We start from the raw sequence: 16075 nt of genomic DNA on the forward strand, positions 1-16075 counted from the left end.
GCACGCCTGTGGTGGTCAGTCGTGTCGAGCTTCATAGATGTCGGGCACACCGTCGCGGTCAGTGTCGGCGGTCTCCAGCCGCCAGATGGCCCGGTAGCGGCGGTTGCGCAGCCGTAACAGCACCGCCGCCAGCAGCGCCGCGCACACCGATCCGGTCAGCACGCCGATCTTCACGAATTCGTCACGTTCCGACCCGATGCCGTAGGCGAGGTCCCCGATGAGCAACGACACGGTGAACCCGATTCCGGCCAGCATTGCGATGCCGAGCACGTCGATCCACCGGAGCGCCTCGTCGAGGTTGGCGCGCGTGACCGCGGCCAGCACTCTGGTGGTCAGGTAGATGCCCACGGGTTTGCCCACTACCAGCCCGAGCACGATGCCGAGCGTGATGGGATCGCCGAGCGCCCGGGTGAAGCCCTCGACACCGCCGATGCCCACACCGGCGGCGAAGAAGGCGAACACCGGCACCGCGACACCCGCCGACAGCGGGCGCAGGCGGTGTTCGAAAAGTTCGGCAAGGCCCGGTCCGGCCTCCGGCCCGCCCGCCGCAGCGGAGCGGATCACCGGCACCGTGAAGCCGAGCAGCACACCGGCCACCGTGGCGTGGATGCCCGATTCGTGCATCAACGCCCATGTCGCGACCCCGAGCGGTACCAACAGCCACCACGACCGGACCCGGCGTTGCACGCAAACCGCGAAAATAGCCAGCGGCGCGAACGCGGCCAACAGTGCCGCCCCGTTGATGCCTTCTGTATAGAAGACCGCAATCACCAACACCGCGAGCAGATCGTCGACGACCGCGAGAGTCAACAAGAACGTGCGCAGGGCCGAGGGCAGGTGGGTTGAGACGACCGCCAGCACCGCGACCGCGAACGCGATGTCGGTTGCGGTCGGGATGGCCCAACCTCGGGTGGCGCCGTCGCCGACGTGCGCCGTCGCCGCGACGAAGATCAGGGCGGGTACCACCATTCCGCCGACGGCGGCGGCGATCGGCAGTGCCGCGCGGGCGGGGTCGCGTAGATCGCCGGCCACGAACTCCCGCTTGAGTTCGAGACCGACCACGAAGAAGAACACCGCCAGCAATCCGTCGGCCGCCCACGTGCCCAGAGCGAGGTCCAAGTGCAGGCCGAACGGCTCTGCGCCCACTTTCAGATCTCGCAGCGCGAAATAGCTCTCGGACCAGGGGGTGTTGGCCCAGACGAGGGCCACAGCCGCCGCCAGGAGCAGGATCGCGCCGCCGACCGTTTCCTTGCGCAGAATCGCGGCGATGCGGTTCGTCTCGGACCACGACCCCCGCGAGAACAACGTCCGACGTGCGAACCGACGGGGTTGATTGGCGGTCAAGGCAAGTCCCGATCTGTGGCTGCGGTTGACAAAGAATCGCCGACCAGACTTCCCGGCACACCTGCAATCAGCTTATGCCACCGATAGGTAGGTCTGCGGCGGCGGGTCTCGTGCGCCCAGCGGACGCGAGTGCATTCCTCGCTAGGTGCGCGCTACTTCGTGCTCGCCTGACGGAGCTCAGCGCTCGGCATAGACGGCACGCTCGATCTCCGAGACCCCGTCGTCACGGCCGGCAGGCTTGAGATACCGGGACGCGTATTCATCGGGCCCGACCTGTTCGACCTCATGCCAGCCGTATTCGGCGAGGAATCCGCTCACTTGATCGGGATTCAGTCCGAAGTGCCAGAGTCCCCGTTTCACCACGGCTTCTTCGTGGATACCGCCCGCTCCATACCTTTCGTGGCCGTCCAGAAAGTCCCTGCGAATGAAGGTGAAAATCAGCCTGCTGCCGGGCGCCGCGCCCGACAGGTATTCCATCGTCTTGCGCACGGCCGGCTCGGTGAGATACATGGTCACGCCCTCCCAGATGTAGAAGATGCGCTTGTCTGGTCCGAAACCTTCTCGCGTGAGAGCCTCTGCGAGACTGTCGGATTCGAAATCGACGGCCAACAACCTCACGTGCGTCGGCACGCAATCGAAGCACCGCCGCACCGCGGCCGCCTTTTGTGCGACGTTACCGGGCAAGTCGACTTCGCAGACCGGGACAGTCGCCAACTCGGATAGGCGATACGCGCGGGTGTCGAAACCGGCGCCCAGAATGACGACCGCGTCGATGCCTTCGTCGACAGCGCTGAGCAGTTGATCGTCGACGTACCGCTTCCGGCACAAGAAGTTGGACCAGCCGCCGCCTATGCGCCTGTCGGTTATCGCCTTGAACGCACGTCGAGCCGCTGCCCACCGGGTCGACGATGCGGCGAACCGGCCGCCTAAAGGCAGTATCTTCGCGGCCCACGGATCGACGACCAAGGGCGGAGTTTCGTACTGGTCCGCCGCGACGATCACCATCGGACCGATAGCGGTTCGCTCAGCAGGATTCTTCACGATGTGCTCCCTGTTAGTCGGAATCGAATTGCCGACCAGGCTTCCCGGCACACCGCTGCCCAACCTAGCAGTGCATGCGGTGGCGCCCCGGGACCCGGCCACGTCGAATACCGTCAGAGGGCATGATCATCGAGCGCCAGAGCATCGTCGAGGCACCCGCCGAAGCGGTATGGGCCCGCGTGGTCACCCCGGAAGGCATCAACGACGAACTGCGGCCGTGGATGACGATGTCGATGCCGCGCGGCGCCGGGGATCTGACGGTCGACACTGTTCCGGTCGGCACTCCGGTCGGCCGGTGCTGGCTGCGGCTGTTCGGCGTGGTGCCCTTCGACTACGACGACCTCACGATCGCCGAGCTGTGGCCCGGGCGAGGCTTCCACGAGGAGTCGACGATGCTGTCCATGCGGCGCTGGCGCCATGAGCGCACCATCGAGTCCACCGCCGACGGCAAAACCATTGTGCGCGACCGCCTCACGTTCGACCTCAGAGCGCTTTTACGGCTTTTCACACCGCTCGTCGGGGCAGGCATCGGCGCGCTGTTCGGCCACCGGCACCGACGGCTGGCACGCTACTTCGCCGGACGCTGAGCCTTCGCCATGAAGCGCTGGAACAACATCCAGGCGACGGTCACGTTGTACACGACGCCACCAACGAGATATGGCCACCAGACGCCATGATCACTGGCTACCCAGAACGCCTTGGCAGCCCAGTAGGGCGGCAACACTCCAAAGGCCAGGTTCCACGCCGAGTCGATGAACCACGGCAGGCAGGGCAGCCCGGCGATCAGCATGCCAAGGGCGCGAATCATCGCGATGCCCTGAATCTTGTTGCTCGCCACCGCGACGATCAGCAGCAGCGTCACCACAGCCGACAACCCCGCCACCAGCCCGATCGGAATGAGGACAGGAATTAGCCCAGGCTCCAAAATTCCGCTGAAACCCATCGTTGCGACCACATAGATGGTGGTCACCACCATGACGGTGCCCGCACGATAGGCGAAGTAGGTAACCAGCGGTACCGGCGTCACCCGCAGCGCGGCCATCGTGCCGCCGTCCAGCTCGTCCAACACCAACATCGCCGCCAACCCGCCGACGATGATGATGCTCGTCAGCAGCAGGAACGCGGTGAGCACCAAGGGGTAGTACGGCACCAGGTCGAAACCGTAACGCTGCGAGAGCATCTCGGTGAACATCGGTGTCAGAAACGCCACCCCGGCAGTCCAGATGACGGGTGCGAGGACGACCATCACCAGCAGCGGTTCCCGATAGGTGCCGCGAATGTCGTTGCGGCCGAAGGCGGCCAGTGCGTTCGCCGATGCCGCCCTCACAGCACACCCGACCTCTCGACGACGTACCGGTCGAAGGCCGCCTTCGCCACCCAGCACAGTCCGGCCACGCAAACAAGCGGATACAGCACCGCATAGAGGACTTGCCACGGCGCGAGCGTCACCTGACCGAACGCCGAACCCAGCAGCAGCAGCGGCCCCTGCGAGGGGATGAGGTACATCACCGGGTTCGGCCACACGCCGGCGTAGAAGAGAATCGGCAAGCTCAACACCGCGAGCGGGATGGTCGCGGCGAGGAACCAGTCGGTCACCGACGAAAACGGCAGTGAGCTGATGAAACTCACCAGGAGCATCACCAGCGTGCCCAGCACAACACCGACGACCACGCGAACAGGGTCATAGCCGAACCCACTGGAGATCGTCGCCACGACAACCGCCACGAAGAGTGAAACAAACACCAGCACTGCGATTTTCGCAGACAGATACTCCCAGAACCGCAGCGGGGTGGAGACGATGGCGCCGATCGTGCGCTCCTGCTTCTCGAAGAAGACGATGCCCCCGATGAAGAAGAACCCGATGATCGAGATGTCGCCGAAGAGAACGTAGGGTTCGGTGACCGGGCGCAGGCTTCGCGGCATCGGCAACAACACCGCCAGCCACATCAGCCCGGAGAAGACGCCCGCGTGCAGGAACTTCTGCCTGTACTGCAGCGTCGCCTCGATGCGCACCGCACTGATCCACCTGGCCCAATGTCGCCGGAGTCCCGGCTCCGGTGTCATGTCAGTTGCCTTCCGGTGGTCTCGACGAAGACGTCGTCAAGCGTCGCCTCCCTGCTGTGGATCGTCTCGACGTGTTGGTTGCGGAGTACGGCGTGAAAGCCCGGGTCGTCTGCGAGCCCGTCCATACCGAACTCGGCCACATCGAGGCGTCCGCCTTCGCCGCGGTACTCCACGCGCACGCGCCGCTGGCTGCGGGCGATCTTGAGCTCGGCCGGGGTATCGAGCGCGACGATCCGGCCGTCGACGACGAAAGCCACTCTGTCGCAGAGCTCATCGGCGGTTGACATGTCGTGAGTGGTCAGAAAGATCGTTCGACCCCGCGCCTTCAGATCCAGGATGATGTCTTTGACCTTGCGCGCGTTGACCGGATCGAGACCCGAGGTGGGCTCGTCGAGGAACAGCAGCTCGGGGTCGTTGATCAGCGACCGGACGAACGTCAGCCGCATCTGCATTCCCTTGGAGTACTTGCCAACCCGCGTGTGCGCGTCGTCGGCCAGGCCCACCGCCTCCAGCAGTGCCACCGGGTCCGCCCTTTGGCCGCTGTAGAGCGAAGCGAAGAACTGCAGATTCTCCAGCCCGGTGAGCTTTTGGTAGTGATTCGGTAGCTCGAACGAGACGCCGATGCGCTCGTAATAGTCGGATCCCCAGGCCCGCGGATCCTTGCCCCACACCGTGGCATCTCCGCCGTGGCCATGCAGCAGACCGATCAGCAGTTTCTGGGTGGTCGACTTTCCGGCACCGCTGGGTCCGAGAAAGCCGAAGATCTCGCCCCGGCCGACGGCGAAGTCCATGCCGCGTATCGCCGGCTCGGCGGCCTCTGGATAGGTGAACGTCAGTCCACGGACACTTATCACGTCGGTTTCGACCCCACAGGGTGCGCCGGCCGATTCGGCAGTGTGCATCGCTGGTCAGATCCCTTCTGCGAACGAGTCAACAAAGATTCCGACCAGACTTCCCGGAGCGCCGCCCGCTAATATACTGAACTTTCAGAGAATTCTGAAGACGATTGTCGTTCAAGGCTTTGAGAGGAGTGCGGTGCCGGAAGCGCGCGACCAACAGGAGGCCGCCGAACGGCTCGCCCTGGTGTTGACCGATCACGGTCTGCAACGGATGACGGCTCGCGTTCTGTCCACGCTGCTGTGCACCGAGCAATCGGCGATGACTGCCGGCGAGCTGGCGGATCGCTTACAGGCAAGCTCCGGCGCGATTTCGGGTGCGGTCAAGATGCTCACCTCCGTCGGACTTGTCGAGCGCGTGCCCGTGCCGGCGAGCCGGCGCGACCACTACCGGTTGCGCGATGACGCGTGGGCCACTTTGTATACCGCGCAGAACGACGTGATCGGCGCGATGCAGGCGGCGGCAGATGACGCAATCGCTGTTACCGGCCGCGACAGCACTGCCGGGCAGCGGCTGACGCAGATGCGCGACTTCTACGCCTTCCTCATGGATGAACTTCCGGCGCTGCTGGACCGGTGGCGTCAGATCGACACCCGTCGGACGCGGTCTGACGCGGGCCAGACATAGGGCAGATCGTCGGGCACGTCGGGGAAAGAACCGGCGGTAGTGCTGCGGGTCCTTGCGCACCAGCACCGACTGGTGGCTGCGGTGAAACGCCGGATCGCCCAGCCACGGCGGCACCTCCCCCGCCGCCACCAGCTCCTCCTGCGTGCGCGGCGTGCCGATCCCGGTGCCGGTGGCGAGGTCGCTGACCATCGTCGCCGCGCACGTGTCGGCATGGCCCAGTCGACACCATGCAGCGCAGATGTCGAGCCCGTAGCGGACCAGGGCCTCTTCGTAGCCGGCCCACATCGCCGCGGCGGGGTGATGGCGCCACCCGTAACCCGGGACCGTCAGCGCCCGGACCACCTGGATGGCCTCCACCCGCTGCTTGCCCAGCCGCTTCGTGTCCAGGACGCCGGCGGTGTCGCCGAAGCCCGGGTAGGGCAGGAAGGTCTGCACGCGATCAGGCCGGTACCGGATCGGTCTCCCGGTCCCACGCCCGATGTTGGGCCAGCACCGAAGCCAGCGCCTCGGCGAACTCGTCGGTGAGGTCGCCGGCGGCCGCGGCGGTCGAGACAACGCCGTGGGACACAACGACGTTCGTGTCGTCGGCGAGTTCTTCGGCGACGCCGGCCTTGGGCAGCAGGTCCACGCCGGAACCCCATGCGCCGACGGCCTTGAGATGCTTGTACGCCTCGGTGATGAAGTGCATCGCATACCCGTCACCGGAGAGCGTCTGCGCCGAATCCGGCCCGCACGGCACGATCACCGCGTCGTACAGCACCGAAGCCATCGTCGTGATCGCGCGGTCGACGGGCAGTTCGCCGCCCGATCCGCCGGACAGCGTGCCGCCCGCGACCGGCGCCAACACCTCGACCACCGCACCGCGTTGCTGCAGCGCCTCGATGGTTCGCTGCGCGCCCTCCACGTCGACGCCGTCCGCGGCCAGCACCGCGATCTTGCGGGTGGCGATGCTGTCGGTCGCCGTGTTCAGCTGCGACAACGCCGGTGACGCGGGCATCTTGTCGTCCACCGCCTGCTCGGCGGGTTCGGGTAGCCCCAGCTTGCCTGCGACCTGCGCGGCCAGGTCGTGATCGACCTGGTTGAGCTGTTCGACGGTGCGCGCCCGAATCTCCTCCACCTCGACCTTGCCGAGTTCGAACGCGAACGCCGCGACGATGTGCTTGGCCTCCGGCGCGGACATGCTCTTCCAGAACATGCGCGCCTGGCTGTAGTGATCCTCGAAACTCTTGGCGCGCTGGCGGATCTTGTTGCCGTCGACTTTCTCGGTGTAGTGGCGGAACACGTTCTCGTCGGCCAGTGCCGGGCAGCCGCCCCCGAGGCTGTTCGGGAAGTAACTGGAGCGTCCCCGCGGTATCGCGTGCTGTCCGTAGCCGTCGTGCTGATTGTTGCGGACGTCTGCCAGCGGTCGGTTGACCGGCAGCTGCGCGAAGTTGGGCCCGCCCAGCCGGATCAGCTGGGTGTCGAGGTAGGAGAAGTTGCGGAACTGCAGCAGCGGATCGTTGGTGAAATCGATGCCGGGCACCACGTTGGCGGTGTGGAACGCGACCTGCTCGGTTTCGGCGAAGAAGTTGTCCGGGTTGAGGTTGAGCACCATCTTGCCGACGGGCCGGACGGGAACCTGTTCCTCCGGAATGATCTTGGTGGCGTCGAGCAGATCGAAGTCGAAGTTGAACTCGTCGCTCTCGGGCACCAGCTGCACGCCCAGCTCGTACTCGGGGAACTGGCCGGCCTCGATGCTGTCCCACAGGTCGCGCCGGTTGAAGTCGGGGTCCTTGCCCGCGATTTTCTGGCACTCGTCCCACACCAGCGAATGCACACCCAGGCGCGGCTTCCAGTGGAATTTCACGAAAGTGCCTTCGCCGCGGGCGTTGACGAACCGGAAGGTGTGCACGCCGAAGCCCTGCATCATCCGGTAGCTGCGCGGCAGCGCCCGGTCCGACATCAGCCACATGATCGTGTGCAACGTCTCCGGTTGCAGCGACACGAAGTCCCACAATGTGTCGTGCGCGGACTGCGCCTGCGGAATTTCGTTGTGTGGCTCGGGCTTGACGGCGTGCACGAAGTCGGGGAACTTGATCCCGTCCTGGATGAAGAACACCGGAAAGTTGTTTCCCACCAGGTCGTAGTTGCCTTGGTCGGTGTAGAACTTCGTGGCGAAGCCGCGCACGTCGCGCACGGTGTCGGCCGACCCGCGGGAGCCGGCCACCGTGGAGAACCGCACGAAGACCGGCGTCTGCTTGCCTGGCGTGGTGAGGAACTTCGCGACGGTGTATTCGGCGAGCGAATCGTCGTACGGCTCGAAGTAGCCGTATGCGCCGGCGCCGCGGGCGTGCACGACCCGCTCCGGGATGCGTTCGTGGTCGAAGTGGGTGATCTTCTCCCGGGCGTGGAAGTCCTCGAGCAGCGTGGGCCCGCGCTCCCCGACCGTCAGCGCGTCGTCGGTGTGGTCGACCCGCACCCCCTGCTGCGTGGTCAGGTAGCCCGTCGTCTTGTCGAACCGGGATCCGTCGAGCTGTTCTTGCTTTGCGTTCTGGCCATTGTCCGTCATGCCGGGGCGGGTACCCAGATCAGCGGGTGAGAACCGCGATGCACTCGACGTGATGCGTCAACGGGAACGAGTCGAAGACCCGCAGCGCCTGCACCGCATAGCCGTGCCCCTGGTACAGCCCGATGTCGCGGGCGAAAGAGGCTGCCTCACATCCGATGTGGATCACCCGCGGCACCCCGGCGCCGGCCAGCAGGTCGATCACCTCGCGACCCGCCCCCGTCCGCGGCGGATCCAGCACCGCGACGTCGGCCCGCTCAGGCTGGGCCATCAGCGCGCGGCGCACGGAGTCGGTGATGACCGACACCCAACCCATGTCGGCCAACGCGGCGCGTGCCGCCCGCGACGACCCCCGCGACGTGTCGACGCTGACGACCTTGCCCGTCTCGCCGACCTGCTGCCCCAGGACCGCTGCGAAAACCCCTGCCCCGCCGTACAAGTCCCATGCCGTCATTCCGTGGCTCAACTGCGCCCACTCGGCGATCAGGTCGCTGTAGAGCCGTGCCGCGTCCCGGTGCGACTGCCAGAACGCGGTCACCGGCACCCGCCAGGTCCGGTGCCCGACGCGCTGGACGGCTTCGTACTCGCCCTCGATCACCTGCGTATGGGCCTTGCGTCCACCCTTGTGTCGCGCCCGCGGCCCGGACTGCACGACGTGGCGCGCGCCGTCGTCGTCGAGCGCGACGTGCAGCGCCGCGCCAGGCGGCCAACTCCGGTCGGCCAGTCCGTCGAGCATGCCCGCGGGCAACTGCGCGCAGTCCAGCTCGGTGATCAGTTCGGCGCTGTGGAAGCGGTGAAAGCCCGCTCGCCCGTCGGGGGTGGTGTCCAGTCGCACCCGTGTGCGCCACCCCGTGGCGCCGGCGTCTCCGACCGGTTCGGCGGTCGCGTCGGTCTCGTCGCGCCAGTGGTAGCCGCCCAATCGCGTCAGCTGGTTGGCGACGACCGCGCCCTTGAGCCTGCGTACCGCCGCGGGTTCGGCGAACGCCATGTCGCAGCAGCCCGCACCGTCCGCACCGGCGATCGGGCACAGGGACGCGATCCGGTCGGGGGACGGCTCGAGGATCTCGACAGCGTCGGCGTGCCAATACTTTCCGTGGTCCGCTCGCACCCGGACTCTGACCCGCTCACCGGGCAGCGCGTATCGGACGAACACGACCCGGCCGTCGTGTCGCGCCACACAGCTGCCGCCGTTGGCGGGCGGCCCGGCGGTCAGCGTGAGTTCCAACGGCGGTCCTGGCGAACCGCCGGGGTCGTCGGTCAATCGAGGAATCCCCTGCGCGCGTCGCCGGGGGCGGACTGCGGCTGCAGCGTCTTGAGCCGCTCCGACGAGCTCAACTGCCACGGAACAGAGGTCACCATGACGTTCGGCTCGAACAGCAGTCGGCCCTTGAGCCGCAGCGCGCTCTGGTTGTGCAGCACCTGCTCCCACCAGTGGCCGACGACGTACTCGGGGATGAACACGGTGACAACGGTGCGCGGCGACTCCCTGCTGACCCGCTTGACGTACTCGAGCACCGGGCGGGTGATCTCCCGGTACGGCGAGGCGATCACCTTCAGCGGGACGCTGATGTCGCTGTCCTCCCACTTGTGCACGAGTGCCCGCGTCTCGCCGTCGTCGACGCTGACGGTGATCGCTTCCAGCGTGTCCGGCCGGGTGGCCCTGGCGTACGCCAGCGCACGCAGCGTCGGCAGGTGCAGTTTGGACACCAGCACGATCGCATGATTGCGGCTCGGTAGCACCATGTCGCTTTCGGCGGCGGCCTGCTCCTCGAGTTCGCGCGTCACGGTGTCGTAGTGCCGATGGATCAGCTTCATCATCCCGAAGAGCGCGCCCATCGCCAGGATCGCAATCCACGCTCCGACAAGGAATTTGGACACTACGACGACCACCAGCACCGTCGCGGTGCAGATGCAACCGATCGAGTTGATCACCCGCGACCGCATCATCTTGCGCCGGACCACGGGCTCGGTCTCGGTGCGCAGCAACCGCGTCCAGTGTCGGACCATGCCGACCTGGCTGAGCGTGAAGGAGACGAACACCCCGACGATGTAGAGCTGGATCAGCGCGGTGACCTCGGCGCGGAATGCCACCACGAACGCGATCGCCGCGAACGCGAGGAACAGGATGCCGTTGGAGAACGCGAGCCGGTCACCGCGGGTGTGCAACTGGCGCGGCAGATACCGGTCCTGAGCGAGGATCGATCCGAGCACCGGGAATCCGTTGAACGCGGTGTTGGCAGCCAGCAGCAGGATCAACGCGGTGACACCGGCGATGATGAACAGCCCGGCGCTGAAGTCGTGGAACACCGCGTCGGCCAACTGCGCGATCAACGTCTTCTGGTGGTAGTCCGCCGGCGCGCCGACCAGTTGTTCGTGTGGGCGCTCGGCCAGCTGCACACCGGTTTCCTTGGCCAGCATGACGATGCCCATGAACAGCGTGACCGCGATCAGCCCGAGCAGCGCCAGCGTCGTTGCGGCGTTGCGCGACTTCGGCTTACGGAACGCCGGCACCCCGTTGCTGACGGCTTCCACACCGGTCAGCGCCGCACTTCCCGACGAGAACGCCCGCGCGACGAGCAGAACCAGCGCGAAGCCGAGGATTTCGCCGTGCTCGGAATGCATCTCGAAGTCCGCGGATTCGGCCTGCAGTGGCTCGCCGAGCGCGTAGAGCTGGAAGAACCCCCAGCCGAGCATCACGAACATGCCGACGATGAACGCGTAGGTGGGGATGGCGAACGCGGTTCCGGACTCCCGGATGCCGCGCAGGTTCAGCGCCGCCAGCACCAGGATCGCGATGACGGCGAACAGCACCTTGTGGTCGTTGATGAACGGCACGGCCGAGCCGATGTTCGACATCGCCGAGGACATCGACACCGCGACCGTGAGTACGTAGTCGACCAGCAGCGCGCTCGCCACCGTCAGGCCGGCAGTCGGCCCGAGATTGGTGTTGACCACCTCGTAGTCCCCGCCGCCCGACGGGTAGGCGTGCACGTTCTGCCGGTAGCTGGCGATGACGATCAACATGACCGCCGCGACGGCCACGGCGATCCACGGCGCCATCGAGTAGGCGGCCAACCCGGCGACCGAGAGCACGAGAAAGATCTCCTCGGGCGCGTACGCCGTCGACGACAGCGCGTCCGAGGCGAACACCGGAAGGGCGATCCGCTTGGGCAGCAGGGTGTGCGAAATCCTGTCGCTGCGAAACGGCCTGCCGAGGACCAACCGCCGCGCGAACCTGGATAGCTTGGACACGAGTGCCAAGAGTAAGCCCAGCGGCAAATGGCCGTCAGGAAGCTGTAGCGTTCCGACTGCGCGGGTTCGACAGGAAGGACCGTGGAGTGCGTGTAGTGGTGATGGGCTGCGGCCGGGTGGGTGCGTCGCTGTCGGACAGCCTGGCCCGGATCGGTCACGACGTCGCGGTCATCGACCGTGACAGCACGGCATTTCACCGGCTGTCTCCGGAGTTCTCCGGCGAACGGGTGCTCGGTATGGGCTTCGACCGCGACGTGCTGCTGCGGGCAGGCATCGAGGAAGCCGGCGCCTTCGCGGCGGTCTCGTCCGGCGACAACTCCAACATCATCTCGGCGCGAGTGGCCCGCGAGACGTTCGGGGTGGAGCGTGTGGTCGCCCGTATCTACGACGCGAAGCGCGCGGCGGTCTACGAACGGTTGGGCATCCCGACGGTGGCCACCGTGCCGTGGACGACCGACCGGCTGCTCAACGTGCTGACCCGGGAAACCGAGACCGCCCGATGGCGCGACCCCACCGGCAACGTCGGCGTGACCGAACTGGCCATGCACGAGTCGTGGGTGGGTCGGCGGATCACGGATCTGGAGACGGCCACCGGCGGCCGGGTGGCGTTCCTGATCCGCTTCGGCGCGGGCCTGCTGCCCGACGGCAAAACCGTCATCCAGGCCAGCGACCAGGTGTTCATGGCCGCGATCGCCGGCCACATCGCCGAAGCGCTGGCCATCGCCGCCCTGCCGCCCAGCGAGGATCTCGAGAGCTGATGAAGCGCGCCGACGACGACATCGAGGAGTGGCGTAGTTGAAAGTCGCCATCGCCGGGGCCGGCGCCGTCGGCCGATCCATCGCACGCGAGCTCGTCGACGCCCACGAAGTGACGTTGCTCGAACGCAACCCCGACCACATCGACGTCGACGCGATTCCCGCCGCGCAGTGGCGGCTGGGCGACGCGTGCGAGCTGAGCCTGCTCGAGTCGGTGCAGCTCGAGGAGTTCGACGTCGTGATCGCCGCCACCGGCGACGACAAGGTCAACGTGGTGGTCAGCCTGCTGGCCAAGACCGAATTCGCGGTGCAGCGGGTGGTCGCGCGCGTCAACGACCCCCGCAACGAGTGGCTGTTCGACGAGAGCTGGGGAGTCGACGTGGCGGTGTCGACGCCCCGCATGTTGGCCTCCCTGGTGGAGGAGGCCGTCGCGGTCGGCGACCTGGTGCGGTTGATGGAGTTCCGCAAGGGGCAGGCCAACCTCGTCGAGATCACGCTGCCCGACGACACCCCGTGGGGCGGTAAGCCCGTCAAACGCCTCGAGTTGCCCCGCGACTGCGCGCTGGTGACGATCCTGCGGGGCCCGCGGGTGATCGTGCCGGAGTCCGACGAGCCGCTCGAGGGCGGCGACGAGTTGCTGTTCGTGGCCGTCGCCGAGGTCGAGGATCAGTTGCAGGATCTGCTGCTGCACCCGCAGCCGCGCTGACTCGCCGTGAGCGACGCGCCGCTGTTCTCAGCCGGCGTCGGGTCGGGTCGTCTCGGGCACCGCGTCGCGGAGATCCTCTGAAGCCTGGTCGCCGGTGAGGGCTTTCTGCGCCGTCCGGATGGCCAAATAGGTCACCAGCGCGGCGACCGCCGTCAGCGGCCACCCCATGGAGATGCGCGCGACGCCCAGCCAGCCGGTCTGTCCGGCATCGTAGAGATGCTGCTGCACGACGAACCGCGAGGCGAACACCAGCACCCAGAACAGGGTGGCGATGTCGAACGCCGTCAGCGCCCTGCGCACCCGGCGCCAGTCCGTGCCGCCGCCGCTGACCCAGCTCCACACGTAGCCGACGACGGGACGCCGGATCAGCACCGAGATCGTGAACACCGTCGCCCACAACAGCGACATCCAGATGCCCCAGAGGAAGTAGCCCTCCGACTCCCCGGTCACGTAGGCGATCAGCGCGCAGATTCCCACCCCGAAGAAGCCCGAGACCGCCGGCTGGGTGGACTCGCGGCGAGCCAGTCGCCACGCCAGGATCACCGTCGCCACGCCGAGGGCCGCGATGATCGCGGGCATCAACCCGAAGATCTGGGAGACCGGAACGAATGCCAAAACGGGCAGCGAGGAGTAGATCAGCCCGCTGACGCCGCCCATCTGTCGCAGGACTGCGTGGGCCTTGCTGGTCTGTTCGGTGGAGGGCTTCCCCGGTTCGGTTCCGGGATCGCTCACTTCTGAATCTCGTAGTGGGGGTTGTAGATCGCCTTGGCGCCGTTGTCGAGCTTGCCGACGCGGCCGTGCACCTTCAGCGTGCGCCCCGACTCGATGCCGGGGATGCGCCGCTGGCCGAGCCAGACCAGCATCACCGAGTCCGTACCGTCGAACAATTCGGCCTTCACACCGCCGGCACACGCCTTGCCGTTGCATTCGACGCTGCGCAGTGTGCCGACCATCGTGACTTCCTGACCGCGTTGACAGTCAATCGCCTTCTGGGCGCCGGTCGAGGCGACTTCGTCACTGAGTTCCTCGACGTCGAGCTGCTCGGGATCTTCTGTCAGCCGCCGGGTGAGCCGGCGCAGATACCCTTCGGCCGTAGCCATGGCCTCTCCTGACCTATCGCAGATCCACTATGGATCTACCCAATCCAACGCCACGCTAGACCTCTTGGTTCCGATTTGCCACGCGGGGTCGGGTCGGCGCGCCGAGCGGTCACCGGGCCGGGCACGATCAACGCATGACGGTCAATCTGCGCGGCGTCCCCACGGTGCTGTTGCCCGGCACGGGTTCCGACGACGACTTCGTCTACCGGGCGTTTTCCCCCGCCCTGCGTGACCGCGGCGCGACGGTCATCACCCCGGCGCCGCAACCACACCGACTGGTCGAGGGTTACCGCGCCGCCCTCGAGGACGCGGCCGTGACGGGGCCCATAGCCGTCGGCGGCGTGTCGATCGGCGCCGCCGTGGCCGTCTCGTGGGCGCTGGCACATCCCGGTCGGACGGTCGGTGTGCTCGCCGCCTTGCCGGCGTGGACGGGCGCGCCGCTGCGGGCGCCCGCAGCGGCCGCGGCGCGGCATTCCGCAGAGGTGCTGCGCCGCGACGGGCTGGCCGCCGCCACCGCAGCGATGCAGGCGTCGAGCCCGCAGTGGCTGGCCGACGAGCTGACCCGGTCATGGCTGGCCCAGTGGCCCGCACTGCCCGATGCGATGGAGGAGGCGGCGCGCTACGTCGCACCGAGCTGTCCGGAGTTGGCGCGGTTGACCGTGCCGCTCGGCGTCGCCGCGGCAACCGACGACCCGGTGCATCCCCTCGAGGTCGCGATCGAGTGGGTGACGGCGGCTCCGAAGGCGGCGTTGCGCACGTTCACACTCGATGAGATGGGCGCCGATCCAGCGGTGGTCGGCGCGGCATGTGTGGCGGCGTTGAGCGACGTTGACTAGCGAGCGGAGGACGGCGACCACGCGCGCGACCGTTCAGGTGGCACTGACTGGTGGATTGCATGCACCCGATGCGTGGGATCAACCCGTCAGTCGCAAAGTCCGAAGGGTCAGCCGCCGGTGATGGTGCGCAACTGCTGCATCGCCGAGCCCTGAGCGCTGCGCCGCGCCACGGGCTGCGCGGGCGGCGGCTCCTGCTGCTGCCCCTCCTGCTGACCTTGCTGCGCCTGTTGGGCAGCCTGTTCGGCGGCGGCGCGCAGCTGGTTGGCCATCGGCTCGGGCAACTCGACCGGCAGCGGAGTCCGCACCGGCAACGGGGTGTCACCGCGACGAACCACGGTGTCGGCCAACGCTTCTCGCGCTTCGGCTGCGAGCGCGTCGAAATGTTCCTCAGGGCCGTTGACGACGCAGCGGATCATCCAGCGGTAGCCGTCGACCCCGATGAAGCGCACCGCGCCGGGCTGACCCTGCTGCGCGGCCTCGCCCTGCTGCGCGGCCGCCACGCCGACGACCTCGCGGCCCCACGGCCCGTCCTTGATCGACACCTGGGCGCCGTCCTTGCGCAACGAGTCGGCCAGTTCGGTGGCGATCTCGCGCCACAGGCCGGCGGTCTTCGGAGCGGCGTAGGCGGCGACGGTGAACCGGCCGTGGGGTGTGACGACCCACACGGCGCTCGGCACCCCCTGCTGCGTGAGCTCGACCTGCACCTGACCGGCCGCTGGCAGCGGGATCAGGACCGAGCCCAGATTCAGCCGGCCGGTGGCGGCCGCCTCCGGGTCGTCGAAGTCCTCGATGTCGAAGGGGCCCTCCAGTCCGCTCTCGACCTCGTCGCCGGTCTCCTGCCCAGCACCGGTTCGATCGGCCAGGTCGCCGCCGATGTCGTCGTTGTCCTTGCGTTTACCGAATGCCAT

The 16075-nt window shown here is 67.2% G+C and carries 16 protein-coding genes and 1 pseudogene; 5 read left to right on the forward strand and 12 right to left on the reverse strand.

The window, feature by feature from the left end; translation table 11 throughout:
- Positions 1–15: 15 nt before the first annotated feature.
- Together nhaA and AU185_RS13980 are read right to left on the reverse strand one after the other, a co-directional pair.
- The gene (nhaA, locus tag AU185_RS13975; protein WP_059099853.1) at positions 16–1344 is read right to left on the reverse strand and encodes a Na+/H+ antiporter NhaA; all 1329 of its coding nucleotides are present in this window, start codon (positions 1342–1344) and stop codon (positions 16–18) included.
- Between the two features lie 177 nt (positions 1345–1521).
- Positions 1522–2388 carry an SAM-dependent methyltransferase gene (locus tag AU185_RS13980; RefSeq protein ID WP_059100142.1) on the reverse strand — a complete coding sequence of 289 codons (867 nt, stop codon included), beginning with the start codon at positions 2386–2388 and terminating at the stop codon, positions 1522–1524.
- Between the two features lie 119 nt (positions 2389–2507).
- Between AU185_RS13980 and AU185_RS13985 the strand changes: the two genes are divergently transcribed.
- On the forward strand, positions 2508–2972 hold the full coding sequence (locus AU185_RS13985) for an Rv1443c family protein (RefSeq protein ID WP_059099852.1): 465 nt from the start codon (positions 2508–2510) through the stop codon (positions 2970–2972).
- On the opposite strand, the gene AU185_RS13990 is transcribed toward AU185_RS13985, so the two are convergent.
- The 3 genes from AU185_RS13990 to AU185_RS14000 are packed head-to-tail and all read right to left on the reverse strand — an operon-like array spanning position 2954 to position 5351.
- The gene (locus AU185_RS13990) at positions 2954–3712 is read right to left on the reverse strand and encodes an Rv2686c family ABC transporter permease subunit (protein ID WP_059099851.1); all 759 of its coding nucleotides are present in this window, start codon (positions 3710–3712) and stop codon (positions 2954–2956) included. The two genes, AU185_RS13985 and AU185_RS13990, sit on opposite strands and share 19 nt — an antisense overlap.
- On the reverse strand, positions 3709–4449 hold the full coding sequence (locus tag AU185_RS13995; RefSeq protein ID WP_059099850.1) for a fluoroquinolone export ABC transporter permease subunit: 741 nt from the start codon (positions 4447–4449) through the stop codon (positions 3709–3711). The genes AU185_RS13990 and AU185_RS13995 overlap by 4 nt, the downstream gene beginning before the upstream one ends.
- Positions 4446–5351 (reverse strand): ABC transporter ATP-binding protein, encoded by a 906-nt coding sequence (locus tag AU185_RS14000; RefSeq protein ID WP_059099849.1) that lies wholly within the window; start codon positions 5349–5351, stop codon positions 4446–4448. The genes AU185_RS13995 and AU185_RS14000 overlap by 4 nt, the downstream gene beginning before the upstream one ends.
- Positions 5352–5559: 208 nt before the next feature.
- On the opposite strand from AU185_RS14000, the gene AU185_RS14005 reads away from it, so the two are divergent.
- Positions 5560–5973, forward strand: a complete 414-nt coding sequence (locus AU185_RS14005) for a GbsR/MarR family transcriptional regulator (RefSeq protein WP_082683910.1) — start codon at positions 5560–5562, stop codon at positions 5971–5973.
- On the opposite strand, the pseudogene AU185_RS24740 reads toward AU185_RS14005, so the two are convergent.
- The 4 genes and pseudogenes from AU185_RS24740 to AU185_RS14020 all read right to left on the reverse strand — a co-directional run bounded on the left by AU185_RS24740 (position 5928) and on the right by AU185_RS14020 (position 11770).
- A pseudogene (locus AU185_RS24740) lies at positions 5928–6408 on the reverse strand (MSMEG_6728 family protein). The gene AU185_RS14005 and the pseudogene AU185_RS24740 overlap by 46 nt on opposite strands.
- A gap of 4 nt (positions 6409–6412) precedes the next feature.
- Complete coding sequence (locus AU185_RS14010) at positions 6413–8521, reverse strand: catalase (protein WP_059099847.1); 2109 nt, start codon at positions 8519–8521, stop codon at positions 6413–6415.
- A 19-nt stretch (positions 8522–8540) separates the two neighbouring features.
- Positions 8541–9788: a class I SAM-dependent RNA methyltransferase gene (locus tag AU185_RS14015; protein WP_502687752.1), complete on the reverse strand. Its 1248-nt coding sequence runs from the start codon at positions 9786–9788 to the stop codon at positions 8541–8543.
- Positions 9776–11770, reverse strand: a complete 1995-nt coding sequence (locus AU185_RS14020) for an APC family permease (protein ID WP_059100141.1) — start codon at positions 11768–11770, stop codon at positions 9776–9778. Before AU185_RS14020 ends, AU185_RS14015 begins: the two co-directional genes overlap by 13 nt.
- Positions 11771–11856: 86 nt before the next feature.
- On the opposite strand from AU185_RS14020, the gene AU185_RS14025 reads away from it, so the two are divergent.
- Both AU185_RS14025 and AU185_RS14030 read left to right on the forward strand, forming a co-directional pair.
- Positions 11857–12528 carry a potassium channel family protein gene (locus AU185_RS14025; protein ID WP_059099845.1) on the forward strand — a complete coding sequence of 224 codons (672 nt, stop codon included), beginning with the start codon at positions 11857–11859 and terminating at the stop codon, positions 12526–12528.
- 37 nt (positions 12529–12565) lie between these two features.
- Positions 12566–13231 carry a potassium channel family protein gene (locus AU185_RS14030; RefSeq protein WP_059099844.1) on the forward strand — a complete coding sequence of 222 codons (666 nt, stop codon included), beginning with the start codon at positions 12566–12568 and terminating at the stop codon, positions 13229–13231.
- Positions 13232–13258: 27 nt separating this feature from the next.
- On the opposite strand, the gene AU185_RS14035 is transcribed toward AU185_RS14030, so the two are convergent.
- Together AU185_RS14035 and AU185_RS14040 are read right to left on the reverse strand one after the other, a co-directional pair.
- On the reverse strand, positions 13259–13963 hold the full coding sequence (locus AU185_RS14035; RefSeq protein WP_059099843.1) for a DUF3159 domain-containing protein: 705 nt from the start codon (positions 13961–13963) through the stop codon (positions 13259–13261).
- Positions 13960–14331 (reverse strand): OB-fold nucleic acid binding domain-containing protein, encoded by a 372-nt coding sequence (locus tag AU185_RS14040; protein ID WP_059099842.1) that lies wholly within the window; start codon positions 14329–14331, stop codon positions 13960–13962. Before AU185_RS14040 ends, AU185_RS14035 begins: the two co-directional genes overlap by 4 nt.
- A gap of 134 nt (positions 14332–14465) precedes the next feature.
- On the opposite strand from AU185_RS14040, the gene AU185_RS14045 reads away from it, so the two are divergent.
- Positions 14466–15167 (forward strand): alpha/beta fold hydrolase, encoded by a 702-nt coding sequence (locus AU185_RS14045; protein ID WP_059099841.1) that lies wholly within the window; start codon positions 14466–14468, stop codon positions 15165–15167.
- Between the two features lie 107 nt (positions 15168–15274).
- Here the strand turns inward: AU185_RS14045 and AU185_RS14050 are convergent, their stop codons facing one another.
- Positions 15275–16075 (reverse strand): DUF3710 domain-containing protein, encoded by an 801-nt coding sequence (locus tag AU185_RS14050; RefSeq protein ID WP_059099840.1) that lies wholly within the window; start codon positions 16073–16075, stop codon positions 15275–15277.

It is taken from the genome of Mycobacterium sp. GA-0227b (assembly GCF_001499855.1).
In the GTDB taxonomy this organism is placed as follows: Bacteria; Actinomycetota; Actinomycetes; order Mycobacteriales; family Mycobacteriaceae; genus Mycobacterium.